Origin of the sequence: Streptomyces sp. CC224B (genome assembly GCF_030010595.1) — a bacterium.
GTDB classification, from domain to species: Bacteria; Actinomycetota; Actinomycetes; order Streptomycetales; family Streptomycetaceae; genus Streptomyces; species Streptomyces longispororuber.
The window spans coordinates 48268-73315 of the sequence record NZ_JASCXL010000011.1 but is presented as its reverse complement, the minus strand read 5'-3'; the positions used below and the strand labels follow the sequence as shown (position 1 = coordinate 73315).

At 72.8% G+C, this 25048-nt stretch carries 30 protein-coding genes; all 30 read right to left on the bottom strand.

The features are described 5' to 3' along the window. Positions 1–8: 8 nt before the first annotated feature. Complete coding sequence (locus QK440_RS06930) at positions 9–2699, bottom strand: hypothetical protein (protein ID WP_282792092.1); 2691 nt, start codon at positions 2697–2699, stop codon at positions 9–11. Between the two features lie 14 nt (positions 2700–2713). After that, positions 2714–4771: a hypothetical protein gene (locus QK440_RS06925; protein ID WP_282792091.1), complete on the bottom strand. Its 2058-nt coding sequence runs from the start codon at positions 4769–4771 to the stop codon at positions 2714–2716. Between the two features lie 247 nt (positions 4772–5018). Further along, positions 5019–5495, bottom strand: coding sequence for a hypothetical protein (locus QK440_RS06920; RefSeq protein WP_282792090.1), 477 nt, complete (start codon positions 5493–5495; stop codon positions 5019–5021). Next, a complete protein-coding gene (locus tag QK440_RS06915) occupies positions 5495–6043 on the bottom strand; it encodes a hypothetical protein (protein ID WP_282792089.1) in 549 nt (182 codons plus the stop codon). The genes QK440_RS06920 and QK440_RS06915 overlap by 1 nt, the downstream gene beginning before the upstream one ends. A 12-nt stretch (positions 6044–6055) precedes the next feature. Next, on the bottom strand, positions 6056–6487 hold the full coding sequence (locus QK440_RS06910; RefSeq protein WP_282792088.1) for a minor capsid protein: 432 nt from the start codon (positions 6485–6487) through the stop codon (positions 6056–6058). Then, on the bottom strand, positions 6484–6834 hold the full coding sequence (locus tag QK440_RS06905; protein ID WP_282792087.1) for a hypothetical protein: 351 nt from the start codon (positions 6832–6834) through the stop codon (positions 6484–6486). The genes QK440_RS06910 and QK440_RS06905 overlap by 4 nt, the downstream gene beginning before the upstream one ends. Beyond that, positions 6831–7148, bottom strand: a complete 318-nt coding sequence (locus QK440_RS06900; protein WP_282792086.1) for a hypothetical protein — start codon at positions 7146–7148, stop codon at positions 6831–6833. Before QK440_RS06900 ends, QK440_RS06905 begins: the two co-directional genes overlap by 4 nt. Further along, positions 7145–7534, bottom strand: coding sequence for a hypothetical protein (locus QK440_RS06895; RefSeq protein WP_282792085.1), 390 nt, complete (start codon positions 7532–7534; stop codon positions 7145–7147). The genes QK440_RS06900 and QK440_RS06895 overlap by 4 nt, the downstream gene beginning before the upstream one ends. A 4-nt stretch (positions 7535–7538) precedes the next feature. Continuing rightward, entirely contained in the window at positions 7539–7727 is a 189-nt protein-coding gene (locus QK440_RS06890) for a hypothetical protein (RefSeq protein WP_282792084.1), read from the bottom strand. Positions 7728–7730: 3 nt separating this feature from the next. After that, positions 7731–8735, bottom strand: a complete 1005-nt coding sequence (locus QK440_RS06885) for a major capsid protein (RefSeq protein WP_282792083.1) — start codon at positions 8733–8735, stop codon at positions 7731–7733. Positions 8736–8749: 14 nt separating this feature from the next. Further along, a complete protein-coding gene (locus QK440_RS06880) occupies positions 8750–9358 on the bottom strand; it encodes a hypothetical protein (protein ID WP_282792082.1) in 609 nt (202 codons plus the stop codon). A 101-nt stretch (positions 9359–9459) separates the two neighbouring features. Next, a complete protein-coding gene (locus tag QK440_RS06875; protein WP_031017712.1) occupies positions 9460–9645 on the bottom strand; it encodes an Rmf/CrpP fold protein in 186 nt (61 codons plus the stop codon). Between the two features lie 2 nt (positions 9646–9647). Next, on the bottom strand, positions 9648–11990 hold the full coding sequence (locus tag QK440_RS06870; RefSeq protein WP_282792081.1) for a phage minor capsid protein: 2343 nt from the start codon (positions 11988–11990) through the stop codon (positions 9648–9650). An 18-nt stretch (positions 11991–12008) separates the two neighbouring features. Next, entirely contained in the window at positions 12009–13487 is a 1479-nt protein-coding gene (locus QK440_RS06865; protein WP_282792080.1) for a phage portal protein, read from the bottom strand. Between the two features lie 6 nt (positions 13488–13493). Continuing rightward, positions 13494–14750 (bottom strand): PBSX family phage terminase large subunit, encoded by a 1257-nt coding sequence (locus QK440_RS06860; protein WP_282792079.1) that lies wholly within the window; start codon positions 14748–14750, stop codon positions 13494–13496. Between the two features lie 6 nt (positions 14751–14756). Further along, positions 14757–15287 (bottom strand): helix-turn-helix domain-containing protein, encoded by a 531-nt coding sequence (locus QK440_RS06855; protein ID WP_282792078.1) that lies wholly within the window; start codon positions 15285–15287, stop codon positions 14757–14759. A gap of 468 nt (positions 15288–15755) precedes the next feature. Then, entirely contained in the window at positions 15756–16049 is a 294-nt protein-coding gene (locus QK440_RS06850) for a hypothetical protein (RefSeq protein ID WP_282792077.1), read from the bottom strand. A 76-nt stretch (positions 16050–16125) separates the two neighbouring features. Next, positions 16126–16980: a hypothetical protein gene (locus tag QK440_RS06845; RefSeq protein ID WP_282792076.1), complete on the bottom strand. Its 855-nt coding sequence runs from the start codon at positions 16978–16980 to the stop codon at positions 16126–16128. A gap of 57 nt (positions 16981–17037) precedes the next feature. Beyond that, entirely contained in the window at positions 17038–17376 is a 339-nt protein-coding gene (locus QK440_RS06840; protein ID WP_282792075.1) for a hypothetical protein, read from the bottom strand. Positions 17377–17430: 54 nt separating this feature from the next. Further along, positions 17431–17784 carry a hypothetical protein gene (locus QK440_RS06835; protein ID WP_282792074.1) on the bottom strand — a complete coding sequence of 118 codons (354 nt, stop codon included), beginning with the start codon at positions 17782–17784 and terminating at the stop codon, positions 17431–17433. A gap of 55 nt (positions 17785–17839) precedes the next feature. Further along, on the bottom strand, positions 17840–18697 hold the full coding sequence (locus QK440_RS06830) for a hypothetical protein (protein ID WP_282792073.1): 858 nt from the start codon (positions 18695–18697) through the stop codon (positions 17840–17842). Between the two features lie 159 nt (positions 18698–18856). Then, positions 18857–19699, bottom strand: coding sequence for a zinc ribbon domain-containing protein (locus tag QK440_RS06825; RefSeq protein WP_282792072.1), 843 nt, complete (start codon positions 19697–19699; stop codon positions 18857–18859). Then, complete coding sequence (locus tag QK440_RS06820) at positions 19696–20616, bottom strand: hypothetical protein (protein WP_282792071.1); 921 nt, start codon at positions 20614–20616, stop codon at positions 19696–19698. The genes QK440_RS06825 and QK440_RS06820 overlap by 4 nt, the downstream gene beginning before the upstream one ends. Then, entirely contained in the window at positions 20613–21341 is a 729-nt protein-coding gene (locus tag QK440_RS06815; protein ID WP_282792070.1) for a hypothetical protein, read from the bottom strand. Before QK440_RS06815 ends, QK440_RS06820 begins: the two co-directional genes overlap by 4 nt. 98 nt (positions 21342–21439) lie before the next feature. After that, positions 21440–21907, bottom strand: coding sequence for a single-stranded DNA-binding protein (locus QK440_RS06810; RefSeq protein WP_282792069.1), 468 nt, complete (start codon positions 21905–21907; stop codon positions 21440–21442). 3 nt (positions 21908–21910) lie between these two features. Continuing rightward, entirely contained in the window at positions 21911–22426 is a 516-nt protein-coding gene (locus QK440_RS06805) for an HNH endonuclease signature motif containing protein (RefSeq protein ID WP_282792068.1), read from the bottom strand. 128 nt (positions 22427–22554) lie between these two features. Then, entirely contained in the window at positions 22555–22722 is a 168-nt protein-coding gene (locus QK440_RS06800) for a hypothetical protein (protein ID WP_282792067.1), read from the bottom strand. After that, complete coding sequence (locus QK440_RS06795; RefSeq protein ID WP_282792066.1) at positions 22722–23192, bottom strand: hypothetical protein; 471 nt, start codon at positions 23190–23192, stop codon at positions 22722–22724. The genes QK440_RS06800 and QK440_RS06795 overlap by 1 nt, the downstream gene beginning before the upstream one ends. Continuing rightward, positions 23189–23881, bottom strand: a complete 693-nt coding sequence (locus QK440_RS06790) for a cell surface glycoprotein (RefSeq protein WP_282792065.1) — start codon at positions 23879–23881, stop codon at positions 23189–23191. The genes QK440_RS06795 and QK440_RS06790 overlap by 4 nt, the downstream gene beginning before the upstream one ends. Continuing rightward, on the bottom strand, positions 23878–24834 hold the full coding sequence (locus QK440_RS06785) for a mucin-2 (protein ID WP_282792064.1): 957 nt from the start codon (positions 24832–24834) through the stop codon (positions 23878–23880). Before QK440_RS06785 ends, QK440_RS06790 begins: the two co-directional genes overlap by 4 nt. Positions 24835–25048: the final 214 nt, after the last annotated feature.

Genomic DNA, 25048 nt, shown 5'->3' with positions numbered 1-25048 from the left:
GTATCTCCTTACAGGGATGCGATTGCGGGATGGGCCAGCCGCACATCCGTGCCGGGTGCGTGTGATTTCGCGACACCGTTGACGGAGCGGGTCACGGTCAGCCGCTGTCCGCCGACGACCTCGAAGGCGCCGAAGCGGATTACGGGTGCGGTGTTGGTGTTGGCGGAGAAGCCGGACGCGGAAAGCCCCACGGCGCCCGCATCGATCGGGGCGTCGGTGATCGTCACGTCGGTCTGCCAGTCCTGCGGCTCGACCGCGCCGGCCTGCCAGGCGCGGGCCCGGATGCGGTGCCCGTCGATGCGGGCGCGTAGCTCGATCTCCTCGTCGGCGGTGTAGCCGCCGGGGACCGGCGAGGTACTGCCGACCTGCGTGGAGCCGCGGGAGACGGACAGCGCCAGGTCACCGCTCGTGCCCAGGTGCAGGCGCACGCGGTAGCTGGCGGCGACGCTGGTGTAGCGCAGCAAGATTCCCGGGATGAGGCTGCCGCCGGTGGAGACCTGCCCTGGGCGGATGCGCACGCGGACCTCGCAGTCACGCACGGCCGCGAGCAAGGTCTGAACGCGCAGGGTGCTGACCGACGACGGCAGGACGACCACCGCGCGGGCCCCGTCAACGCTGCGGTCCGAGGCCGCTCCGCCAGCCGTCGCCCACGTCAGGCCGGCGGCCGTGGTGCCCCACCCGTCGGTGACGGTGCGCGCGAAGGTGTCCCCGAGCGGCGCTGCGGCCGTGACGTGCACGACTTCCCCGCCGAGGCGGAGCGGTAGCGGCATCTCGGCCGGGTCGGACGTCCAGGGCAGGCCCTGGCTCACCACGTCCAGCACGGGCGCCGTCGCCGTCGCCGCGGTGAGCAGGGCGCACCCGTCCGTGTCGGCCTTGCCGTACAGGGGATGATCGGTCTTGGCGGTCATCCAGGGCGCGGCGGGCGAGCACGTGAACGTGATGTCCCACCGGCGCACGTCCAGCGTCTCGGTGCAGCCCTGCATGATCAGGTCGACGTCTTCGCGAGCCACCCACGGCGGAAGGCCAGTCAGGCGGATGACGTCGCCCTCGCGCAGGGCCGTGACACCGGGGATCAAGTGGGGCGCCTTGTGGAGCATCACGGACACCGCGGGATAGCGCGCGCCGTCGACGGTGCCCAGGTGCAAGCGCCAGTGCGCGTGCTGTTCGGGCTGTAGATCGTCGTCCAGGGCGAGCGTTACGGCCTCGTCGTACACACCGATGCCCGCGGACGGGGCCTGCACGGACAGCGGGCCCTCTTCGAGGACCGCGCGCGCCGAGCTGCCGCCGCTGCGGGTGACCGTGATGTCGTTGCGCACTGCCTCGTCGTCGTCGACGGGGTCGAGCGGGGAGGCCAACCCAGGTTGGCCGTAGGCGAGGGTGAGCGCCGGGGCCTGGGTGTAGAGGGTGGAGCGGTCGCGGTAGAGCAGACCCAGTCGGGTCGGATCTTCCAGGAGCAGACCACCGTCGGCGGCGGCGGCGGCTTCCAGCAGCGACAGCAGCGTCTCGGGGCGCTGGGGGCCGACGCGCTCGGTAGTGAGCGGGCCCGCCATGCGGACGATCGGGATGCCCTCCTCGGTGGCCAGGCGCGCCATGCGCCGCCACGCGCTTTCGCCCGCGTAGCCGTCATCGCTGCCGTCGTACAACCAGGCGTTGGCCGTCCGCAGGACGCCGACGTGACCGATGGACCACCCTTCAGTGAGCGGCCCCCAGGTGGCGGTGACGGCGGTCACGCGGCCCGCCGATGCGCCAGCGAGGGTGCCGGTCAGGCCACCGGCATCCCCGCCGACGTCCTGAAACGCCAACTGGTAGGTGATGCCGGCGCCCTCGTCGCGGGCCCACAGGCGCATGCGCACCCAGCCGTGCCACACGTCGGAGCCGACCCCCACGGCCTTGAAAATCACGTCCTCGCCCGAGGCGTCGAAGCCGTACAGCCGCGCGGCCCCGTTGCGCATGCCCACCACCCAGCGCCGCACGGTGCCGGTGGTCGACACGCCGATTACCTCGGCCCAATCCCCCGTTCCGGGGGGGATCTTGTCGTCGGCGTTGTAGACGAACTCCATTTGCCACTGCCCGGATGCCTCGTGGGTGGGCACGATCGCGGACAGCGTGGCGGCCCCGGTCAGGCGCGGCAGCGCGCGCGACGAGGGCAGGGTGTCGACCGCGCCGAACTCCACCCCGGTCACGGCGGCGGGGCGCACACCCGGAATGGGCGAGTAGGCGCGGGTCGCCTCCCGCGCTTCCTCCATGGGCCAGTACGCGCGCGGGTTCGCCGAGGGGATACGGCGCCGCAGCGTGGAGTCAAGCGGTTTGGTCCCCTGGCCGAGGCGGCGCAGGATGCCCGCGGCCTGCACCGGTACGGCGACGTCGTGCGGGGTGCCCCAGCGCACGGGCCAGGCGGCGACCTCGCCGACGAAGCGCACCAGGCGCGGGCCCGCGGGGTCGGGCTGGACGGACACGCGCACGGGGGTGTTGCGGCCTATGAGCCCGTACAGGTCGCTGTGCGGGTTGCGGGGCGAGTAGCGGCCGGTGCGGTTGTCCAGGACGAACGTGCACGTGGCCGCGTCGGTGCGGGCGCCCTGGTCCGGGCGCCCGCGCGTGATCGTGACGGGCGACTGCGTGAACACGTCGCCGGTGATGTCCTGCCACGCGCCGAGCAGCAGCTCGACGCGCACGCCGAGCGGGGTGTCGGGGAAGGCCACAGCTCACCCCCTGCTCACGTGCCGAAAGCGGTCTGGACGCTGCCGCGGCCGTCCACGCGGACCATGCGGCGAATGAGGCGCTTGAGGTCCTGGTCGGCGCCGGTGACGTCGAGGACCAGGCGCCCGCCGGACCCGGCGCCGCCCGCGGGCGTGCTGGTGCGCGCGGCCATGGCCGCGGCCGTGGCCTGGCCCGGGGTGGGGGTGCTCACGAGGGTGCGCATGGTGCGGTCGACAGCGGGGGCCCCGGCCTCGATGCCGTCGACGATGCCCGCGGGAATCCACCGGCCCACCTCGTCCGCCATCAGGCGCGAGGGCGAGCCGATGCGAAGCGCCCGCGCAATCGGCCCCGGCACGATGGACTTGGCCCAGCCGGTGAGGGTTTGCTTCAGCCATCCGCCCATGGACCGGATACCGGCCCACAGGCCGCGCACGATGTCGCGGCCCTTCCCGGTCAGCAGGCCCCCAAGGGAGCCGATACCGGCGGCGATGCTGCGGGGGAAGCCGCGCACCCACCCGAGAAATTCGGCGGCCTTCTGGCCGGCGGCCGTGCGGAAGGCCGCGAATCCGGCCCGCGCGGAACGGCCCAGACTGCCCGGCAGCCCGGACAGAGCAGACGCGGCACGGCCCGGCATACCGCCGAGCCACAGCAGCAGGCCGAGGAGCTGACGCACCGCGGCTTCCTTCGCGGCGCCGAACCAGCCGCCGAGACGGCCAGGCAGTTGCCCGAACCAGCCCAGCGCCGTGGCGATACCCGCGACGACCGTGTCAGCGGTCGACTTGATGGCGCCCCACGCCACCGACCACGCCTGTTGGAAAAGTGTGGTTTTGGTGGCGATCAGCACCACCACGGCGACCAGGGCGACGATTGCCGCGATGATCCAGAAGACGGGCGAGGCGAACATGCTGGTGTTCAGGGCCCATTGGGTGCTCGTCCAGATGCGGTTACGAGCCGCAACGACTGCTTGGGCCAGTGCCCATGCCTTCGTGGCCACGGTCACGGAACCGATGACCACGGCGAGCGCGGCGAGTACCGGTGTCGGCACGGCGCTGATGACCTGCGCCAGGTAGATCGCCAGTTGCGCGGAGACGCCGAGCAGGGGCGAGAGGGCGACGAGCAGTTCGAGGGCCGCGCCGCCCAGGGCGCCCAGCGTTCCGGCGCCCTGCTCGGCCAGGTCGAGGAACGTTGCGAACCCGTCGCTGTCGTCGAGCGAAGTGCCCCAGTCGGCGAACGCGGCCGACATCGAGACCAGACCGCCGGTCACCCCCGTCGAGGCAGGCAGAAAGGCTTGGAGCAATCCGGCGAACCCGATCGCGAAGTTCTTGACGACGTCGAGGATGTCGCGCAGCGCGGGCCCGCCAACGGCGGCCGTCTCGCTCGCCCACTCCTTGAATTCAGCGCTCTTGATGCCCGCTGAGACGTCGTCGAAGAACCCGCCGAACGCGTCCGCGGCGGCTTCGACGACAGGGGTCAGCGTGGGGAGCAGGTCCCGCAGGACCGTGATGCCCTTGGTGACGACGGGCATGGTCGTGGTCGACAGGCTGTCGGACCACGCCTGATAGTCCGATTTCAGGCCGATGAACGCCGATGCCGCGTCCCGGGTCGCGGGCGGAAGCCGGGCGAGAGCGTCGGTGTATGCCTGCTGTTTCTCGGCCGCGTCCGCTGCGCCCTCGGCGGCGGCCTTCTCTGCCTCTTCGGCGAGGGTGGCGACCTCTTGTACGGCTTCCATCTGCGGGCCGACCGCAGCGGAGAAGGCTTTCACCGCGAGGCCGGCGGCGACCGCGCCCGCGGCCAGGCCGCCGAGCGCGGCAGTGCCCGCAGCCACGAGCGGAACCGCGCCGCCGACCAGGGCGAGACCCTTGGCCGCGCGCAGCGCTCCGGAGCGGACGCCGTCGCCGAGGGCGCCGCCCATGGCCGCGGACTCCGCAACGAACCTCCCGCGCAGATCGCGCAAGCGGCCGTCGGTGCCGCGGGTGAGTTCGTCGAGTCCGGCGCGTGTGCGGGCGAGGCCGCGTTGTGCACCGGAGTCGTCAAGATCAATGAAGCCGGTGAGTTCGCCGACGGTCAGCGCCACGCGCCCCACCTCCCTCGTGCTCGGTGGTGGGCGCGGGCTGCTACAGCAGCGAACTACCGCGGGGGTTGTTCGGGTGGTGCAAGGTGGCGGGACAGGCGCGAGTCAGTCGACGCAAGGCCGAAGATCCGCACGCGCAGCCATCGCCAGGACCGGGCGCGCATAAGGCACCGGTCGCCGACGTCGATTCCGTACACCTCGTGGAGATCAGCCTCAATCAACGGCCACAGGTCAAGGAGACGGGGCCAGGTCAGCGACGACGCTTGTGCCGTGCTCGGGCCGGTGCCGGGCGGCCACTCGTACCACTCCCAGAGTCCTGAGACTTCGTCGTATTCGCCCCGCCCGACCGGCGCCGTTCCTGCCGGTTCGGGGCCAGCCGAGAAGGGTCGCCACCGGAGGACCACACGCGCTCAGCGGCGGTCTTGTCCTGCACCACCCACGCAATGGCGGTGCGCGCGGCGTGCTTGAGCGCCGGCCAGGTGACGCCGTTGGCGACCATCTCGTCGTAGGCGGGGCCGAGCAGGTCGCGGTACAGGTCGCCCTCGGCGGCATCGCCGAGGGCTTCCTCGTCGACCTGCCCACCGGACGCAGCGACAGCGGCGGCCTGCACGATGGTCTGTACGCGCAGACCGGTATCCGCGGTGGGCGCGGGGATGGTGTACCGGCGCCCACCGATGGGCAGGACGAGCGTTTCATCGAGCAGTTCGTCGAGGGCTTCGAACGCCATCAGGCAGCCACCTTCTTCAGGGTCTTGCCCTCGGTGGCGGCGAGGGTGAGCGCGCCCCCGCCAGCGGGCGGCGCAGCCGGGTTAGTGATCGTCTTGCGGGCGCCCTTGCCGGTCAACGTCACCTTGACGGTGTCGAGGTCATCGGCCGCGCCCCCGTCGGGCTCCCACGTGACCAGGGCGAACCCCTCATACGCCTCGGGGCGCCCCTCGCGGTCGTAGTAGCGCACGTGCACGCGCGAGGCGCTGCCGAAGTTCTCGGACGCCAGCCTGAGCTTTTCCTGTGCGGCGTTGAATGCCCCGGTCGTGGGGTGGCAGCGGTGCGCGAGCTTGACCTCGATCGACCAGGCGAGTTCGGTCACGGTGGGATTCGCCCACCCCTCGTCCTCGTACGTCGTCGACTTCTGGTGGGTGGGTTCGACCTTCGGGGCGAACTCTTGGACTCCCGGCACCAGCATCCACGTGGGCGTGGTGTCGGTGCCGGTGTTGAGTTCGAGGCGGTAACGACGCGCGAGCGCGGTCTCGGTCTCTGGAGGCGTGGGCGTACTCACGGGAAGGTTCTCCTATTCGAGGCGGGGGTGGGAGCGGTGGCCGCGCACGCGGTAGTTGCTGGTGCGCTCCTGGCGGCCGTTGGCGTCGGCGCCGAAGGAGGCGGACGAGAAGCGGTAGACGAACGTGACGTGGGCGGCGCCGAAGGTGTGGCGGCCGAGACCCTGCAAGACGGCGAACACGGCGTCGTCGAGGGCGGCGACCTCGCGCGGGTCAGGCCCGGCGCGGGTGCGCACCTGCACGGCGAGCACGGTGTCGGTGAGCGCGGCCGACTCCTCGACCGCGTACGCAGTCAGGACGATCACGCGGTCGGGCGCCTCGGGCATCACGGTGTCGGTGATGGCGGTCTCGCCCGCGGCGTACAGGCCGTCGGGCCGGTATGTGCCGACGCTCTGCGCGTCGAGCAGGCGGGCCAGGCCGTCGACGACGTCGGGGAGGAACGTCACCGCAGGGCCCGCCTCACCTGCGCGGCGATGATCTCGCCGACCGTGTCGGCCTCCTCGGCGAGGGGGCGTTCGAGGTACTTCGCGGTGCGCCCCGCATCGTGGCGGTAGGTCAGCTCTTCGTGCTGCCTGATCGCGTACGGGGTGTCGTACGAGACAGCGGCCGTGAGCGACGACTCGTCCACGGTCGCGGCCCCAGAGCGGTCGAGGGTGGCCTCTTCGATCGGGACGCGGCGGCGGGAGACTTCGAGGATGTGCTCGGCGGCGAGCCGCAGTCCGCGGGCGGCGCCGGCGCGGGTCGCGGCGAGGGCCGCGTCGCCGTTCCAGCGAAGTCGGGTGCGCTGCGTCATTCGCACATCACCTCCGTACAGGCGGGCACGGGCAGACCCGGCGCGGTGTGGTGGGCGACGCTGATCGCGGTCGTGCGGCGGCCGTCGGGCAGCGTGATGCGCGAGCCGGTCGGGCAGGTCAGATCGGGGGCGGCGATGATCTGCGCGGTTGAGACGGTCTCGGCGCCCGTGCGGTCGCGCACGCGCTTGACGGTCTCGGCGACCAGGGCGCGCGCGGGGGCAGAGGGCCCGTAGCGGGGCCCGTAGGCGGACGCGCCGAGGTAAGGCTCGATGGTCACCTCGTGGCGCAGCAGCCACCCGGGTACGCGCCTCACCAGATCACCCCCGGCAGCAGTCCGGCGCGGCGTAGGGCACGGTGCGCGCGGGGGGCGAGGTCGACGTCGCCGGCCGCGGCCGGTGCGTCGCGGCGCTCGCCGAGGGTGACGGGCCCGATAGAGACGCTGCCCCATCGGCCGGTAGCGCCGGTGCCGTCGTCGCCCGTGGCGAGCTGGTACTCGACCTGAGCACACGTGGCGTCGGCGAGGGCCTGCACGACGGCCGGATCGGTCGGCATGCCCGCGGCGGTGGTGGCGTAGACGGCGCACAGCAGGACGTCGTCGACGTCCTCACTGGCGCGGGCGAGCAGCCGCTCGGCGTCCGGCGGGGCCGGCTCCCCTGTCCACGCCGCGAGCTGTGCGGGGGTGGCGTAGACGCGGGGCACCGGGTTACTCCTTCGGTGTCTCGGTCTTCGCCGGAGCCTTCCGCTTGGAAGCGGTGTCCTGGACGTCGTAGCCACGCCGGCGGGCGTAGGCGATCACGGCCTCGTCGTCGGTCTCGGCCTGGCCGTCGACGAAGTGCAGGCCGGCCACGCCCGGGCCGCTGTATCCCTCAACGGGGGTGCGGATGAGTGCCATGGGTCAGCCCACCTTGATGTTGCGGAAGACGGTGGCGGCCTTGGTGCTCTTGAGCGCCACGGCGACGGGGCCGAGTTCGACCTCGCCGAACTTGACGGCGCCCGGGGTCTCGAAGTTGGGCAGCCACTGACGGACGACGGTCCCGCCCATGCAGGCGACGCCGTGGAATCCGTCGAGGCCGACGCGGTACGCGTAGAGGTCGGTGAGGCCGGTTGCGGCGGTGCCGCCGACGGTCCGGTTCTCCACCGGGATGATCGCGTTGTTCGTGCCGGCCTTGTCGCCCGGGTCGGCGAACACGATGTCGCCGTACTGCTCGCGGACGATCGGGCGGCCGGTCGGACCGAGCAGGCCGTCGAGGGGGTTCTGTGTGTACATGCCCGCGCGGCGCGCGGCGGCGCGGACGCGGGCAAGGGCCCGCTTGTTGCCGAGGATGATCGTCGGCGATCCGTCGAGCAGAGACAGCCATTCGTCGATGGCGTCGAGGGCCTTGTGCTCGGCGCGCGCGTTGGTGTCGAAATCCGACCAGTCGGTGACGACGTTGGCGCGGAACTCCGTTGCCGTGCCGGTCAGTGCCTTGTCGAGGCCGTCGAACGACTCGGCGTCGACCGACACGTCGCCGTTGATCACGGTGTCCTGGAAAGCCGTACGGGTCGCCTTGATCTTCTGGGTCATGTTCAGCGTGACGGCGCCGGAGGCGGCCGGACCAACCCGGGCGACGACGCGGTCGACGCGGAACGATCCACCCATCACCTTCAGGTCGACGGTGTAGCGCTGCGTCTGGACTTCCGACGCGGTGTACTCGGTGTTGATCGGCCGGAAATTCGCGGTCGGCTGGGTGATCAGACGGCGGTATCCGTACGTGAGGGTGTCGCCCCCGTCGGCGGGGTTGACGACGTCGGCGAACGTCAGGCTGTCGAGGACGGCGGATTCCTTGCGGAACTCGTCGATTACAGCGACGTCGATGTCGTCCTGTGCGTTGTTCTTCGCCTCGGCGAGAGTGACGGGCAAGGGGTGCTCCTAGGTCAGGCGCCCAGGCGGGCGGCGATGGCGTCGTGCAGCGATCCGGGCTTGCGCTCGGGCGGGGTGGCACTGCCGAAGTCGGCGCCACCCCGGGCGGGGCCCACGGCGGCGGCGAGGTGCGGCTGTGCCTGAACGGCGGCCTTGATCGCCTCCGTCACGGCGTTGTGGTCGGTGGGGTCGACCGCGGCGAGCGCGGTCATGGCGGACTGCGAGTCGAGCAGGGCCGCGGCGTTGGCGCCGGCGCTCGGCGCGGTGCGCAGTACGGCGGCCTGTACGGCGGCGGTGCGGGCCTGTTCCTGCGCCTGGGTGAGCTGCTGCTGTGCCCACTTCGGCAGGCGGGACACGTCGCCCTCGGCGGCCGGCTCGACCGCGGCCGGGGCTGGCTCCTTCGGGGCCTGCTGGGCGTCCTTGATGAGCTTCTGGGCCCACTCGGGGAGCGCGGACACGTCGCCCTCGGCGGGCGTCTGGGGGTCGCCCTGCGGCGGGGCCGACGGGTTGGCCGAGGGTGCGGCCGGGGGCGAGGGTGCGGCCGGGGGTCCGGCTGGGGGGGCCGGGGGGTTGGTCGGGTCCGTCGAGGGGTCGGCCGACGGGTTCGGGGGCTGCTCAGGCAACGGTGGCTCCTCGTAGAACGGGGCGGGGGGTGTGCGGACATGCGAAAGGGGGGCCCGCCGTGGTGGCGGACCCCCCTTCGGGGTGTGGTGCTGGGGTGGTGCTACTCGACGGCCTGGTCGTCGTCGACGACATCGGCCGGAACGGGCCGGGCCTCGGCGTACGCCTTGATCCACGCGGTCCGGAGTAGGGACGTGGCCGGGTACGGGCAGGCGCTCGCGCGCTCGCCGTCCCGGCCGGCCTTCCGGCCCGCGACGGTCGCCCGGATGATGTCGCCTCGCGCGCCCATGCTCACCTCTTCATCTGCTCGTCCCACCGATTCTCGCTCGCGCCGGTCGCCCAACGCTGCGTCTTGCCGGTGACTTGCGTGATGAACTCGGCCTGTGTGAGGCGCGGGTGGGTCTCCCACCACTCCTTGAGTTCGTCGGACGCGCGGGCGTAGCCGATGCGGTGCGGGCCGGTGAACAACGACTCGTAGCTGTAGCCCTTGGTGGCGTACTTCTTGTTGAACATGTAGCCGTTGGTGGCGGCCTCGGCGTCGGCGATCTGCCGTTGCACCCATTCCCAGTACATCTCTCGGGCCTCGGCCCGGGTGATGCGGTGTTCGGGAACGGCTTCCTGCCCGGCTTCCTCGGCGGCCTTGGCCTCGCGGTCGGCGAGGCGCTGCCAGTAGGCGGCGGCGGCCTCGGAGTTGCGGAACTGGGCGAACTCCTCGTCGGAAAGTTGCTCGATCTCCTCGTCGCTGAGCGCTCCCCAGTCACGCGGCGCGGTGGCCTCGCTGTCGCCGGCGAGGGCGCCCCACACGATCGGGTCGGGTACGGCGCCCATTACCTCGGCGAGGGCGTCGCGGTTGGCGAGCATGTCGGCGACGGGGTCGCCCGTGTCGGCCGGCTCGGGCAGCGGCGCCGCGTCGACTCCGTCCCGGCGGTCGAACTCCTCGGCGACCCGCAACAGTTCGCCGTCGTCGGCGTACTGCATGACCCACGCGAGGTCGTCGTCACCGAGGGCGGACAGGTCGTCGACCAGGCGCCCGCCGGGGAACATCGCGGCGAGCATGTCGCGGCGGTGCGCCTCGGCGGCGAGCTGGTCGACGTCGTCGAGGCCGTGCTCGATGGCGTGGCGGACGCGGGCGGCGAGTTCGTCGTCGGACAGGCCGACCAGGTCCGGGCGGACGCCCGGGAGGCGGGCGGCGACGTCGCGGCGGTCGAGTTCGGCGGCGATCCGCAGTGCGTCGGCGTCGTCAACGTGGCCGATCACGCGGCCTAGCTCGCTGTCGCTGAACGGCGTGAGGTCGGCGGCGAGGGTGCCGCGGGGCGCGGCGCGGTCGAGCAGGGCGGCGAGGTCGCGGCGGTCTGCCTCGGCCTCGATCCGCGCGCGGGCGCGGTCGTCGAGCAGGGCCGAGCGCATGGCGGCGGCGAGGTCGTCGTCGCTCATGGCGCGCACGCTGGCGTCGTCGCCCGACCACACGCGGGCGGCCTCGACCTGCTCGGGCGTCGCCTCGGTCCGCTTCTCGGGGAGGTTGCCGGCGCCGATCTCCTCGCGCACGCGGTTGCGCCGGAGGTCGGGGTGGTCGGCGAGGTGCTGGCGCATGGCGCCTTGCCACTGCCTGACCTTGGCGCGGGCGGCGCGCTGCGCGACAGGGGCGACGGCGGCGGCCTCGCGGCGCTTCCACTTCCGTATGGTCCGCTCGATCTCGCGCTGACGCTGCCCGGCCGCGTACCCGTCCGGGTCGCTGGTGGCCTGCTCAATCCGGGTCAAGCCGGGCGAGTACATGCTCACGCTGTGGCGGCAGTTGGGATGCTGCAACCCTGCGGCGCGGGCCTGGTCGAGGCTGCCCGCGACGCGAACGGGCACCATGCGGCCGTCTTCGGTGGCGTGCTCGGCCTCGACGGTGCGCGCCCCCGCGGGCCCGCTGATCGTCAACACGCGCCCTTCCCACGGGGCGCACAGGGGGCACTCGCGCGGGGCGTCGCTGACGACGACCAACTCGACACCGGCCTCGGCGAGCGTGCGCATGTGGGCTTCGGTCGCGGCCCGCGCGGTCGCGGTCCTCACGGCCATTTCGGCGTAAGAGGGGAGCGACCAGCGGCGGCCGGCGCGGTCGACGAACGCCTGTATCCCGCGGTCGGCAAACGCCCGCATCGCGTCCTGGGTGGCCTGCCGGCGGGTGCCGGTGCCGAGTAGGGGCGTGGCGGCCACGGACGCGATGACGGCCCGGAAACCGTCGACGACGGCCCGGAGGATCGACCGGTGCGTCGCGGTGACGACGTCGACCGCTTCCTGTGCGAGGCGGTCGACGGCCTGGGCGTTCGGCACGCGGTCGTCGACCAGGGCGCGGGCGTCGTCGGACAGGGCGCCCAACTCGGCGACGGCGGCGCGGTGACCCGTGTTGTACGCCTCGGCGACCGCGTCGAACACATCGAGGCTGGTCGCCTTCCCCAGCTCATCGACGACGGCCTGTGCGGCGCGGCGTACCTGCTGCACAGCGGCGAGCTTGGCCTCGACCCACCCGGGCGCGTCGAGGCCGGCGGCGAGCTGGCGCGCGATGATGCCCAACAACCTCTCCTCGGCCGCGGCGTAGGTGTCGCGCGTCGTCGCGGCCAGATCCTCGACCATGCCCGGGTGAATCGGCACGGCGCACCCCCTCGTCGTCTACGCGGCGAGCGGGTAGGTATCGCCCGGGTCCGGGGCGGCGGTGCCGGTCTCCCGAAGGATCGCGGCGGCCTCGGCGGCGACCTCCGTGTCGTCCCACTCCGGGTGCAGGATCTTGACCCGGGTCGCGGTCGACACGGCCTGTGCGCGGTTGAGCAGGTCGAGGGTCGTCGCGGTATCGATCGGCGACTCGGCGACTCCGTCGGGGAACTCGACCCGCGGGCGCTCCGCGGGCGCCCTGCTGCCGAAGTGCGCGGCGTCGAGGTCGAGCAGGGCGAACAGGGCGTCGGACATGCCCTGTTTCCAGTGGCCTGCCTTCTTCCTGCGCGTAATCGTGCTCTTGTCGTCGTCGCTGTCGACCTCGGTCGCGGTCCGGGCGGCGCCCCCGTCCTGGTCGAGGCCGAACGACCGGGCGGCGTACCCGGCGGACTGGGCGGCCTGCCTGGTCAGTGCCTCGGTCGTGCGCTGGTGCTCCTCGACCCTGATCTCGAACTGACTCAAGGTGATGCCGCCGTTTTCGGTCGGCGGCATGTTGAGCTGGGCGTATACCTCGGCGTCCTCGTCGAACGACGCGCCCTTGCCGGGCCCGTGACTGCGGAGGTAGCCATCAGGGACGATCAGCCGCGCGCGGGCGAGGCGGATGTCGCGCATCCAACTCGTCCACACCTCGTCGAGGCTGTCGAGCTGGTCATAGATCGGGGCGGCGTAGTCGCTGCGCCCGATCGGTGATCCCCTATGCAGCCTGTTGGGGGTCATGTTCGGGATGTACGCGGCGGTGAGTCGCCGGATACCGGTCGTCGTCGATTCGCCGTCGTTCTCGATGCTGCCGACCAGGGCGGCCGTGTCGGGGTGCTCGGCGAGCGGGACGCGTCGGCCGATGTTGTCGCCGCTGCCCTGGTAGAGGGCGTGGACGATCCGGCCGGGCTCGTGCCGCTCGACGTGGCGCCATACGGCCTGTGTCGTGCTGCCGGACAGTTCCCGCCAGAAGTTCACCGCGGCGAGCATCCCGAAACGCCATTCTGGGATGGCGTTGTCGGGCTGCACAGCGGTGAGCAGCGGCCGGTCGACTAGGTCGCGGTCCCACGTCACGCGGAGGTAGATCCCGGAGAGGGCGGCGCACTGCTCGGCGGCCGACAAGAGCATCTGCTGAACGTGGCCGGCATCGAGCATCTGGTCGAGGCGGGACTGAGTCCGGGCGTCCTCGACGACGATCCGCGGCATGTCCGCAAACAACATGTCAGCACTGGTCTGCGCGATATCGCCGGCGAGGGGGACGTGTAGGCGGGTGTCGCGGCCGGGGCGGTGCGCGGTGCTGCGACGGCTCCACAGACGGCGGCGCGGCGTCTTCGGCTCGCGGCCGTAGATGCGGGCGAGGCGGCCCCGGTCGCCGGAGTACCACGCGTCGTCGACGGCGATCCGGTCGTAGTACGCGGCCCACTCGGGCGGCGGCCACGCTGCGCCGGTCTCGGGCAGTGCCATCGGGGCTCACCTCCTGGCGATGTGGGATGCGGGGGCGGTGAGCAGGTGGCGCCACTCGTGCGCGGTGGAGTGGACGACATACCGCAACGCGTCGGCTGAGTGGTCGTCGACCTTGATCGGCGCGTCTTCGCCGCGCTCGGTCGCCTTGGGGTCCCAGGAGTAACCGGGGAGTTCGGCGAGCAGGCCCTCGCACGACTCGTGGACGAGCAGCCGGTCGGCGGCGAGCAGGCTCGACACACTGCGGATGCCGTCGGTCACGTCGTTCGCGGCGCGGGCGAGGCCGGGGTGCCCGTCCTGCCACATCTGCGTAGAGAAGCTGGCGGCGGACGGGTCTATGAACGTCCACTCGGGCGTGATGCCGAGGGCGTCGAGCCATGCGTGGACGGCGGCGCTGTACTGCGCGTCGGTCATGCTGCGGTGCGCGGCGCGGGAGTCGTGGCGCCACTCGGCGCACACGTACAGGCGGCCGTCGGTGCCCTCGCCGAGCAGGACCGCCGAGAACGGGTTCGTGGTGCCGTAGTCGCACCCGAGCCAGTACCGGCGCATGTCGGGGAGGTCGGCGACGACGTGCCGCCCCTCGTCCCACATGTCGTAGATCGCGCCCTCGGCGACCACCCACGCCCCATCGATCATGCGGCGGCGCCACAGGCCGACGTACTCGGCGGTGAGGTCGGCGACGTACTCGGGCGACAACGACGGATTGTCGGCGAGGCGGAAGTGCCAGGCACGCAGGTTCAGTTCGCCCGCGCGGTCGAGATACCCGGTCCTCAGCCAGTGGCGCGGGCTGTCTGGGTTGGTCGTGGCGTACAGGCGGGCGCCCGGGACGCTCAGGCGGGCGAGGAGCTGCGTCCAGAAGCCTTCGGGTACGAGGGTGGCCTCGTCGACGTAGGCGAGCTGTGCGGTGAGGCCACGTAGGCGGCCCTCGGCGCGGGCGTCGGCGGCGCCGATCAGGTGGACGGTGCGGCCGAGGATGGTCGCCGTGGTCGCCCCGCGGGTGTGCACGATGTGCCGGGCGAGGGGCCCGAACAACGCGCGGTCCTGTAGGGGCTCCAACACGTTGCGCTCGATCGTTTGCAGGCTGCGCCCACACACGATGATCAGGCCCGACGGTCCCGCAGTGGCAACGGCAATGACGAACGCGAGCAGGCTCGCAATCGTCTTGCCGGACCGAACCGAGCCGTGCCACAGGTTGATACGGGCGGTCGCCTGCCCGATCGAGCGGAGCTGCTTGCGGGACAGGGGCAGGCGATCGAGGTCGAGCACGGCGGCTCACCCCCCGGCGTCGCCCCCGTCGTCGTGGGCCTGGTCGTCGGTGGCGGCCTGTGTCAGGGCCTCGCCGAGGGCGCCCAGCATGGAGCGCACCTGTCCGGCGTCCTCGCCGCCCTCGGCCGGGGCGAGGCGTAGCGAGGTGCCGACGGCGGTCTGTACCGAGGCGACGATCGCGCGTTGGTCGCCGAAGCGTGGTTGCGGCAGGTGGGTTTCGTGCCACTCGCCCTCGCGTCCGGCGAACTCGCCGTGCGTGGTCGGTGTCCAAAGCTGGGCCCGTAGGCGTTCGGCGTCGGCCTGGAGGTCGAGGGCGAGGGCGGTCCGGCGCGAGGCGAGGTCGGCGCGGCGTACCTCGGTGGCGACGGCGACCTCGGCGGCGCGGTCGAAGACGAGCGGGGGGTCGAACGCTGCGGCGATCTTCGACACGGTCGAGGGCGACCTGTTGATCTGGCGGGCGATCTGGTTTCGGGACTTGCCCGCGGCGTGCAGCTCGCGCACCTTGCGGCGGTCGGCGTCCGTGATGGGGCGTGCCATCGGCGGTCACCTCCTGGCGCTACTCCTCGGCGGTGCCGGGCATGGGAATCGCCCCGTGGCGCAGTGCCAGCGGGGCGAGGGCGATGAACAAAGCGAGCGGGAGCCTCCCAGCCAGAAGGGCTCCCGCTCTCCACCTAGCTGCGCGGTGAGTCGGCCGCGCGGCCAAGATCATGATTGCCCATCGCGGACCGTTCTACGCCGTGGCGGGCTCCCCCGCGATGCCGCCCCCCAGACGGCTGCACGGGGCCTACGCGGTTGCGGGCATGAGAAACGCCCCGCGGCGGGGCCGCCTGCGGGGCGTTGGCTAGTGGGTTGTTTCCGGGCACGCCGAAGACGGGCCCCACTTTAGGTCACGGAACGATAACGGCGCAACCGGCGGTGTACGACGCCCGCGCGCGTGCGCATGGCGGCCCGCGTCCGGACGCGCGGCGCGCGCCCCGCCGTGTCGTACAGCGGGGCGCGCATCTGTCATACGGCCTGGTCAGGCTGTCGGACAGGGCAGTACGGCGCGATGCTCGTGTGCGTGATGACGGGCGCGACGCCCGGCGGGTAGTGCCCGCCCTTCCACGCCTCGTGGTACACGTTCGCCAGGATGAGCAACGCCTGTCGGACAGCGGCGCTCACGTCGCATCCGGTCTGCATGATCACCCGCAGGTCGTCGTACATGCCCTCGTCGAGGATGCGTACGGATACGGACCGGCCTACCGCGGGCGGCAGGTTCGCGGCCCTGGCCGGCTGCTGGGTAGCCTGGGTGTCAGCCATGGGGGGTCGCTCCCTTTGGTCAGTCGGGCCCGTTCGTCATGTGAGGTGGTGGACGGGCCCGCGTCTGCGGGTGTGGTTACTCGGTGCCGGGTTCGCGCTCGTGGAGGTACAGGGCGTCGTCGGCGGCGCCTTCCGGACCCTCCCAGATCAGAACCCGTGCGCGGTGGGTCCTGACTTCCTCGTTCTGCTCCTCGGCATCGGCCAGCAAATCGGCCGCGACCTGCGCCTCGGTCCCCGGGTCGGCGTCGGTGTCGCCCTCCTCCCACGCCTGCCAGCCTTCACCGGCAGGGCCGTCAAACAGCTCAATGCGGAACGTGTACAGGGTGCGGCCCTCGGGCACCTGGGCGCGGCGCGCCTCATACCGGTCCTGTTCCAGCTGCTCCATGGGTCCGACGAACTGGGCGACCAATGCCTCGACCCTGGTCGTCTCCTGGTCGGGCTTGCGCAGGACCGCGTACACATGGGAGTCGGACACCTTGAGCAAGCGGGCAATGTCGGTGGGCTTCATGCCCTCGGCCTTGGCGCGGCGGATCATGAGCGGAGTCCTCTCGACAGCCTTCTCGCCCGCCTTGCGGGTCTCGGCGAGCTGGCTGAGGGCCTGAGCCATCGGCCACAGGTGCTTGGGGAACTCGCGCTCGATCATCGCAGTCCGCTCGGCGAGCATCTGCGCGCGGCGTCCCTTGCGGAGCGTGCTCGTGATGTCGAACGACGTCATGGGGCGGCTGTCGGCGACGACCGCCCCCGATTCCAGGGCGGCCCTCACCAGGTTGAGCGCGAGGGCGGTGAGCTGCGGACGGCCGTCGAGCAGGCGGTCGAGCAGTTCGCGGGCGTCAGGCTCGGGCCGCGCCTTGAGGGCGCGTACTCCAAGGGCGCGCTCGACGTCGGCCTGCTGCTCCTCGGGCGTCTGCGGCTCGCGGTCACTGGTGCTCATGTTGTGCTGCTCCTGTCGGTAGTAGGGCCCGCCCCCGGGCGAGGGCGGGCGGGTTGGTTATGCGGCGAACAGCGCGCCCTGTTCGGGCGGGCACGGCACGCCGTCGAGGGTGAGCTGTTCGGGGCGGTGTGCCTGCCACGGTGAGGAGGCCGCCAGCGGGCTGACGGGCTCGGCGGGCACGGCCTCGGTCCGCCATTGAGCGGCGACGGCCTCGGCCTCGGCGCGGTCGCGGGCCTCGGCCCGTACACACCGCTTGCACAGGCGCCACCCGCGCACTGCGGCGAAGATCGAGTTACGCCCACCCGCAAGACGCCCGCAGTACAGCTCTCGGGTTCCGGGGCGGCGGTAGTGCCCGGTTGTCTTGATGGCGGCGCCGCGCGCTGCGTAGGTCTCCACGGGGGGTGCTCCCTGAGAGCGGGGCCCGCCCTCGGCGGGCGGGCCCCTGGACGGTCAGGCGGCGGGGACGATCAGGACCAGGTCGGTGGCGGGCCACGGGTCGCATACGTCCCACGGGTTGGCGTTGCCGAGGTCGACGACGGGCCCCTCGTGGTCGGCCATGGTGGCGCACGACCCGCATGCGCACGTCGGGTCGTACGGCTTGGGGCGGGCGGTGTACTGGTCGTTGAAGTAGTCGGCGGCGGGCATGCGGCCCTGGGCGGCGTTGAACGACGCGAGGACGGTGTCGCCGTCGACGACCTGCTCGGCGCGCACGATGCGGGCGGCAGCGGGGTCGACCAGCAAGGGGGCGTGGTCCTCGTCGGCGGGGAGCGCCGTCACGACCACGGGGAAGAACTCGACGAACATCGTGTGTCCCTTCGGGCGGGGGCGCCCCGCGCGGGGCGCCCCCCTTGGCAGTCGGTCAGGCGCGGGAGTCGAGGACGTGGGCGCGGATGGCGAGTGCGGCCGTTTCAACGGTCCGCCACTGCCCGCCGAGGTCGTGAGAGCGGCCGTCAGTGCCGTTCACGCTCGCTACGACGGAGTGCCCGGGCCACACGATGCCGCGCTCCACGCGGTTTTCGAACACCACCGCGTATCCCTCGGTCGACCAGGCGCACACCCACCCGTCGCGGTCGGTGGTCGGGTACTCGCCTGCCTCGCGAATGGCGTCGTCGTCCGTGATGCTGCGGTAGACGCGCGGCAGGAAGGTGATCAAGCGCGTCGCGAGCAGCTTCTCGACGGCGAGCGCGAACGCGTTCTCGCGGGTGCTGATGCCCGCGCCGAGGTAGTCGCGGCTCGGGTAGATCGAACCGTCGGCGGGGACCTTGGAGACGGCCCAGTATCCCTCAGGGGCCTCGTCCGCTGTGCTGAAAACGGCGTAGGTGTCGCCGTTGAGCTCGAACGTGGAACGGCCCTGGGCGTCGGGCTCGGCGAGCTGGGGCTCGGGCGCGGCCTCGCGGTTGTGGACGCCGTCGCACTCGTCGGCGCGGCCAGTCTCGGCGCAGTCGCACGGGCAACCGCAGTCCTCGGCGGCGCGCACCCAGAACACGTACGCGTCACACGTCCACTCGCCGACGATCTCGGCGTCGGGCATCTCGGCGAGCTTGCACAGCAGGGCGTCGAACTCGTCGACGATCTCGGCGTCCTCGGCCGTGTTCGTGATGTCGGCGGTCAGCCACGCGCGGGCGCCGTCGAGGTCGGCGAGGCATTCGATCCGGTACTCGGCGTCGAGGCCGATCTCGTTCATGCCGACGTGATAGCGCGTGCGGTTGGTGCTCATAGGGGGTCGCTCCCTTGATCGGTGGTGGCGGGTGAGGGCCGCCGTGACCCGCACACTGTAGGCACTTCTGAAGTGACTTCACAACCCCGTTCACAAGTCGAATCACAACAAGGCGGCCGGACAACCGTCCGGCGCGCGCCGGGAGTTGGGGCCGGGCCGCTATGCCGCTGGTCGCCCGCGTACCTCGGCGAGGCCGCCCCACAGGGCCACCAGCTCCGCCCCCCGCCACTCCCCCCGGCGGCGGCCGTCGGCAGGCGCGCTGCACGCCTCACCGGCCGAGCAGACGACGACCGGCTCACCCCCCGGACGGGTCCGGCCGGTCAGGCTCCCCCCGCACCACGGGCACGCCTCGGCCAGGGCCGTTGTGCGTCCGTCGCGGCCGAGGGCCCGCTCGACGGTGCGCCGGGCCCGCCGGGCGACCGCGGCGACCTGGTCGAGCACCAGGGCGGGGATAGGGGTGAACAGGTCGCCGTACGTCTCGTCGAGGGCGCGGCCCTCCAGCCACATGGCGGCCCAGTGCAGACCAAACGCGCGTGAGCCTGCCGAGGCGGCGCTCGCCGCTCCGGCGTCGCGGTGCGTGGCGGTGTGCCACCGGGCCGGATCGGCGGCGTCGGCCTGGTCGGGGATGGACCGGCCGCGGCTGTCGCGCGCCGGTCGTATGGGGCGCTGCACGTGCCCGGCCACGGCGTCGGCGAGGTCGAACAGCTCGCGCTCGACCTCTATCGCGGCGTCCAGGGCGTCGAGGTTGAGCGGGGCCGGGTGCTCGCGCAGCAGCAGGGGGAGCCGGCCGACGACGGCCTCGGTCGGCTGCTCGTCGTCCTCGGCGCGGTCGTCGGCGGCGAGCTGGTCGAGGAACCCGGCGCACTCGCGCGGCGGCCACTCGGCGGCCGGGCGGCGTCCGATGGCGGCGAGCAGGTCGCCCCACTGCTCGCGCACGGCGGCGAGGTCGACGGCGGCGCGGCGGGCGACCAGCGAGGCGGCGGGGGCGGGGGTGGTCGTCATGCGTGCTGCTCCTGGTGCTGGTGGTCGGCGAGGGCCTGCTCGATGTGCTCGGCGTAGTCCCTGGCTATGCCGTGGGGGCTGCACCACTCGCGCATGTCGGTGGCGAGGGCGCGCACGCGCTCGACGGCCTGCACGGCAGGGAGTTCGGCGGCCATGGCGGCGCGGTCGGCGTAGCGGTCGCGGCGGGCGGCCAGCCACGCAATCCGGTACCGGCCTGCCTGGCGCTCGGCCTCGCGGGTGTGCGCCTTCCATCCCTCGGTGCGGCGACGCTCGGTGGCGAGGGCGATGTCGTGCTCGCGCTGCTGCTCGGCGAGGCGGGCCTCGGTGGTGTCGGCGCGGTCGAGCATGCGGCCGTGGGCGCGGGCGGCGGCCGGTGAGAGCCCGTCGTGTTCGGCGACGGCGGCGAGGACGTCGCCGAGGGACTGGGCGTTGCGGACGCGGGCGAGCACCTGGTCGACGCGGGCGCGCTGCTCGGCGAGGGCCTGCCGGTGCTGCCTGCGCTCGGTGTACGCCTCACGCGTCGTGGCGTCGACGTCGCGGGCGAGGCGGTCGCGCTCGGCCTGGACGTGAGCGAGCTGTTCCTCGGCGCGCTCGGCCCGCTGCAACAGGCGGTGCCCCAAAGTCTCGGACTGCGACAACTTGCCCTCGGCGTCGGTGGCGCGCTGCTCGGCCTCGACGATCGCGGCGTCGGCGGCCTCGCGGTGGCGGTCAAGGGCCTGGGCAGTGCCAGCCATGGCGCGGCGCGTCTCGTCGGCGAGGCGCTGCTCCTCGCGTACGTGCTCGGCGAGTAGGGCGCCCTCGGCGGGCGTGAGTACGCCTCGGTGCGCGCGGGCGAGCAGGACGTCGACCACGGCCCGCCGGTCGCCGCGGTCGCGGTCGCGTCCCTTGGGCGCGCGCTGCTGGGGGCGGGGGCTCACGGCTGGGCCTGCTCGTTCGCTGCGCCCTCGGCGAGGGCCTGCTCGTCGTCGAGGCGGTCGGCGTACGCCCGGATGGCGCGGCGTGCTCCGCTGTACCCCGTGAGCAGGCCACGGGTAGAGCGGTTGAGTCCCCATCGGCTCTGTGTGCTCTCGTGTTCGCGCTCGACCACGGCGGCGAGGTGGCGGGCGTGCGCGGACAGAATGATGCGGGCGGCGGTGAGGGCCTGCTCGGGGGTGCACGGGGCGTCGTCGAGCAGGACATCGCGCAGCGTGGCGAGGGCCGGGTCGCGGTCGGGCCGGTTGAAGTCGAGGGCGGCGCGCACGTCGTCGGCGGTGAGCGCGTCGGGCTCCTCGGCGGCCTGGTCGTCGGCGGCCGGGGACCTGGCGGCGGCGAACTGGGCGAGCAGGGCGTCGAGGCCGGCGGAGCGCTGCGCCTTGCGTATGCCGCGGGCGGCGGCCTCGGCGGCGCCGGTCCCGGCGGCGAGCAGGGCCTCGGACGGCGAGGCGGGCGCGTCGTGCACGGGGCACGGGCGGCCTGTGGCGAGTGCGCGCGAGCACTGTCCGGCGCGCTGCTCGTATCCGTCGGCGATCTGGCGCAGTACGCGGGCGACGTCGCGGGGGGCGAGGTTGGATGTCACGTTGGCGTGTCCGTCGTTCCGTACGGCGACGATCAGGCGGTGCGTGTCGAGTGAGGCGACGGCAACGGCGTCGGGGATGCGGGGCATAGTGGTGCGCTCCTGTCCGGGGTTGAGGTGGTCGAGGCAGTGCTCACGCGCGCGGCAGGGCCCGCGACCGGACGCGCGGCCGGTCGCGGGGGGCCTGATCAGAACGGGATCTCGTCGCTGTATCCGCTGGTCGCCCACTGGTCGCTCTGGCGCTGCTGGCCGTACGACTGCGGGGCGGACTGCTGTGCGCCCTGGGCGGCGCCGTTGGCCTTGGTGACGACCGCGGTCGCGCGCAGCAGCGACGGGGCGACCTCGTCGGCCTGGATCTCGTACGAGGAACGGGTCTTGCCCTCACGGTCCTCGTACTGGCGCTGGGTGAGGCGGCCTACGACGATCACGCGCATGCCGCGCTGAACCGTTTCGGCGACGTGCTCGGCCTGCTGGCGCCACACGGCGACGCCGAGGAACAGCGGGTCGCCGTCCTCCCATTCGTTGGACTGGCGGTTGAACCGCCGGGGGGTGCTGGCCATGCGGAAGTTGCAGACGGCGGCGCCGCCGGGGGTGGACCTGAGTTCGGGGTCGGCAACGACGTTGCCGGTCATGGTGATGGTGGTCTCGCCACTCATGGGTTAGGCGGCCCTTTCGAGGATGGGTGAGGTGGTGCGGGGGCGGATGGGCTCGACGGCGGTCAGGCGGTCCTCGCGGGCGCGGCGGCGGGCGGCGCGGGCGGACGCGTTCTTGCACGCGCGGCACTTCCGCGTGCTGTCCCTCGCGCGGATCGTGTTCGCCTGGTCGTAGGGGTGGCCCGCGGGGCAGTGGGTCACGGCGGCGCGGGCGGCGACGTGGTTCGTGGACCTGAGCACGTTCTCGCGGTGCGTGACTGCTTCAAGGTGGGCGGGGGCGACACAGGCGCGGCGGCGGCACCGGTGGTCTACCTCAAGGCCGGCGGGAATCGGGCCGTGGGCCTGCTCGTAGGCGTAGCGGTGACTTTTGACGGTGCGGCCGTCGAGCCAGAACGCTCCGTAGCCCTTTTCGTTCTGGCTTCCGCCCCACAGGTGGCAGGGGCCGGGGCAGTCCCGGCGGAGTGACCAGGGGCCTGGGCGGACCTTGGCGGCGAATCGGGCGGCCGGGGTGGGCCGGTCCATGGGAAGTACCTCCGTCGGGATGCAATCGCGCCGGATGTCCGTTAATGAACGGTGCCTACCGTTCATGAACGGACGATAGCAGGCGGGGGCGGCCCGGTCTGCCGGGAATACCGGCCCCCTGTGCGCTGCTAGGTGGCGGCGGGCGTGCTGCTGGCGGCCTCGTCCAGGGTGAGCGTCCACCCCACGGCCGTCAGCTCATCGGCCACGTACGCGGCCACGGCTTCGGCGGTCGCAAGGTCATGGGCGTGTGCGGCTTCTACGGCGGCACGGATGGCGGCGAGGGCGGCGTCGGGCATCACCGCTGCGCCCCGGTGACGTGCCGGGCGTCGCGGCGCCCGCACTGCTCACGCGCGACCGGCGGGCGCCTCATGAGGCGGGCAAGGTCGGCGCGAGTGCCTTCGGCCCGGCCGGAAGCGGCACGGCGGGCGGCTTCCGCCTTGGCGGCGGCGTGCTGCTGCTCCTCCATGCGGCGGTGCTCCTCGGCGGCGGCGCGCTGCTGCGCGGCGACCAGGGCAGGGCCGTCGATCTCGGTCACGGTGCGCCAGGTGTCCCACCCGGTGTGTTCTTGGACGATCACGTACGCGCCTTCGGCGGCCCACTGGCGGGCAAGGCGCCGGGCGCGCTTGCGGTCCGACGTCTTCAAAGTGGCGGGCTTGTCCGGGCGGTCGTTCCAACTCGCCTCGACGCGGCAGGCGTTGACGTTGCGGGTGCGGTCACCGGGGTTCGCCTTGCGGCGGTGGGTGCGGGCCTGCTTCGGGGTGCTCATGCCGACTCCTTGGGGGCGTAGTGCTGGTGGGTGGCGAGGTCAAGGCGGGAGGGGTGCGCGGTGCTGCGCGGGGTGCGGCGGAAGGTGCGGCACGGCTCACCCGCGCGGGCGCGGCACTGCTCGTAGGGGCACGCCACGTTGAGCGGGTCCGGCAGTCCCTCGGCGGCGCGGTTCTCCCGCTCGGCGCGGCGCGGCCGGTACGGAGCGAGGGCGTCGCGCACGGTCCGGGGGACGTAGTTGCCGAGAGCGGCGAGGCGTCCGGCGGCTACCTGGTCGCGCTCTTCGCGGGTGCCGCCGGTCAGCACGCGGAACGTGGCGGCCGGCGCGGCGCCGATGGCGACGGCGTGCCGGGTGGTGACCAGGGCGGCGCGGTACGCGGCGGGGTCGTCCGGATCGGCCGCGGGTACGGGGTCGTGGTGCCGGTCGACTACGTCGCGGCGGAAGTAGTGCCACGGGCGGGACACGTCCGACGGCTTGATCGGGTACGGGCTGGTAGCGATGTGGTGGCGCACGACCTGTGCGGCGTCCCAGTGACGCCCGTTGGGGTGCGGCGCGGTCGGTGGGACGTCGGCGAGCAGATCGGCCCACTGGTCGAGGACTTCGTCGGCGGCGGCCTGGTCGGCAGGTGCGCTGCGAGGGTCGAGCTTCACGGCGTAGGCCAGTAGGGCGGCGACTTCCTGGCGGGTCACAGGGCGTTCTCCCGGGGGTCGTCCTGGGCGGCGGTGCGGAACAGGTCGGCGGCACGGGCCACGCGGCCGGGGCGGGCGGCATCGAGGGGGATCACGTCGGCGCCGGGCGAAGTCGGGCCACCAGGGGGCACCGGGGGGAGCGCGGTCCACCCGGGCAGGAAGTACCGGACGGAGCGCGGGCGGGACCGGGCGCGGCGCCACTGCTCGCGGGCGTGGTCCACCAGGGCCGGGACCGCCGTCCGCTTCACGATCGCCTCAAGGCGGAACCACTCGGCCGTTTCGAGGGACCACTCGACGACGATCCCGGCGGCGGTGAGTTCGTCGCGGAGCGGGACGACGTTCGGGGGCACGGCGGGGGTCGAGCCGTAGCTAGCTTGCTGTACCTCCGTAGGAGGTACAGCGGGTCGGGTCGGGTCGGGACGGGGGGACCGTGACGCTTCCACGCCGTCACGCCGTGACGGGTCCCTCTGACCTGCGATGCCGTCCGGAAACTCGTTCTGATTGGCGGACGGTTCGCGTTTTTCCGGCCTCGGATCGTCACCGGATCGCGGACGGTCCGCCGAGGGACCGGGCGGATTACGCTCCTGGGTCCGCTGCTCGGCGGCCTTCTCGCGAGCCCGTTTCTGCCGCTCGGCGGAGCGTGCGCGGTCATCCTCCACGCGCGCCCGGCTGGGGTTGTAGACCAGGAAGTCATGCATCACGTAGTCGCCGGCGGGCGGCTGCTTGCACCGGGCGCAGTCGTGGCCGGAGGTGTGCCACAGGCCAGAGGCGATCAGCTTCCGGGCCTGGGGCGCGGTGCCGTACAGCTGGGCGACGACGCCCGGTATCAGACCCTCGGTGAGGTGCTGCGCGGCGTAGGCGCCCGCGCGGACCCACAGGCCGAGGGCGGCGTTACCGGCCTTGAGTAGCTTCGGGTGAGCGTGGGCGGTGTCGTCGACTTTGAACCAAGTCACTGGGGTTGTGCTCCTGTCGGGCGGTGCGCCCGGGGCGAGGGGCGTCGGCGGCTCGTCCTCGCCCCGGGGCGGTCACTGGGCGGCGCGGAGGTAGGGGCGCGTCCGGGCGGGCTGGTGCTCCTCGCATCGCCACCCGCACGGGTAGAACCGGACCGGCCGGGAGCCGCACCGGGGGTTGCCGTGGTTACAGGCGGGCGGCGGCGGGCCCTCGGCG

Coding starts and splice junctions, on each gene's coding strand:
- QK440_RS06865 (WP_282792080.1), bottom strand. CDS start 13,487: ATGGCACTGCCCGAGACCGGCGCAGCGTGGCCGCCGCCCGAGTGGGCC.
- QK440_RS06830 (WP_282792073.1), bottom strand. CDS start 18,697: ATGAGCACCAACCGCACGCGCTATCACGTCGGCATGAACGAGATCGGC.
- QK440_RS06875 (WP_031017712.1), bottom strand. CDS start 9,645: ATGGGCGCGCGAGGCGACATCATCCGGGCGACCGTCGCGGGCCGGAAG.
- QK440_RS06815 (WP_282792070.1), bottom strand. CDS start 21,341: ATGCCCCGCATCCCCGACGCCGTTGCCGTCGCCTCACTCGACACGCAC.
- QK440_RS06850 (WP_282792077.1), bottom strand. CDS start 16,049: ATGGCTGACACCCAGGCTACCCAGCAGCCGGCCAGGGCCGCGAACCTG.
- QK440_RS06920 (WP_282792090.1), bottom strand. CDS start 5,495: ATGGCGTTCGAAGCCCTCGACGAACTGCTCGATGAAACGCTCGTCCTG.
- QK440_RS06805 (WP_282792068.1), bottom strand. CDS start 22,426: ATGGACCGGCCCACCCCGGCCGCCCGATTCGCCGCCAAGGTCCGCCCA.
- QK440_RS06855 (WP_282792078.1), bottom strand. CDS start 15,287: ATGGCACGCCCCATCACGGACGCCGACCGCCGCAAGGTGCGCGAGCTG.
- QK440_RS06795 (WP_282792066.1), bottom strand. CDS start 23,192: ATGAGCACCCCGAAGCAGGCCCGCACCCACCGCCGCAAGGCGAACCCC.
- QK440_RS06800 (WP_282792067.1), bottom strand. CDS start 22,722: ATGCCCGACGCCGCCCTCGCCGCCATCCGTGCCGCCGTAGAAGCCGCA.
- QK440_RS06825 (WP_282792072.1), bottom strand. CDS start 19,699: ATGACGACCACCCCCGCCCCCGCCGCCTCGCTGGTCGCCCGCCGCGCC.
- QK440_RS06835 (WP_282792074.1), bottom strand. CDS start 17,784: ATGTTCGTCGAGTTCTTCCCCGTGGTCGTGACGGCGCTCCCCGCCGAC.
- QK440_RS06905 (WP_282792087.1), bottom strand. CDS start 6,834: ATGACGCAGCGCACCCGACTTCGCTGGAACGGCGACGCGGCCCTCGCC.
- QK440_RS06845 (WP_282792076.1), bottom strand. CDS start 16,980: ATGAGCACCAGTGACCGCGAGCCGCAGACGCCCGAGGAGCAGCAGGCC.
- QK440_RS06890 (WP_282792084.1), bottom strand. CDS start 7,727: ATGGCACTCATCCGCACCCCCGTTGAGGGATACAGCGGCCCGGGCGTG.
- QK440_RS06810 (WP_282792069.1), bottom strand. CDS start 21,907: ATGAGTGGCGAGACCACCATCACCATGACCGGCAACGTCGTTGCCGAC.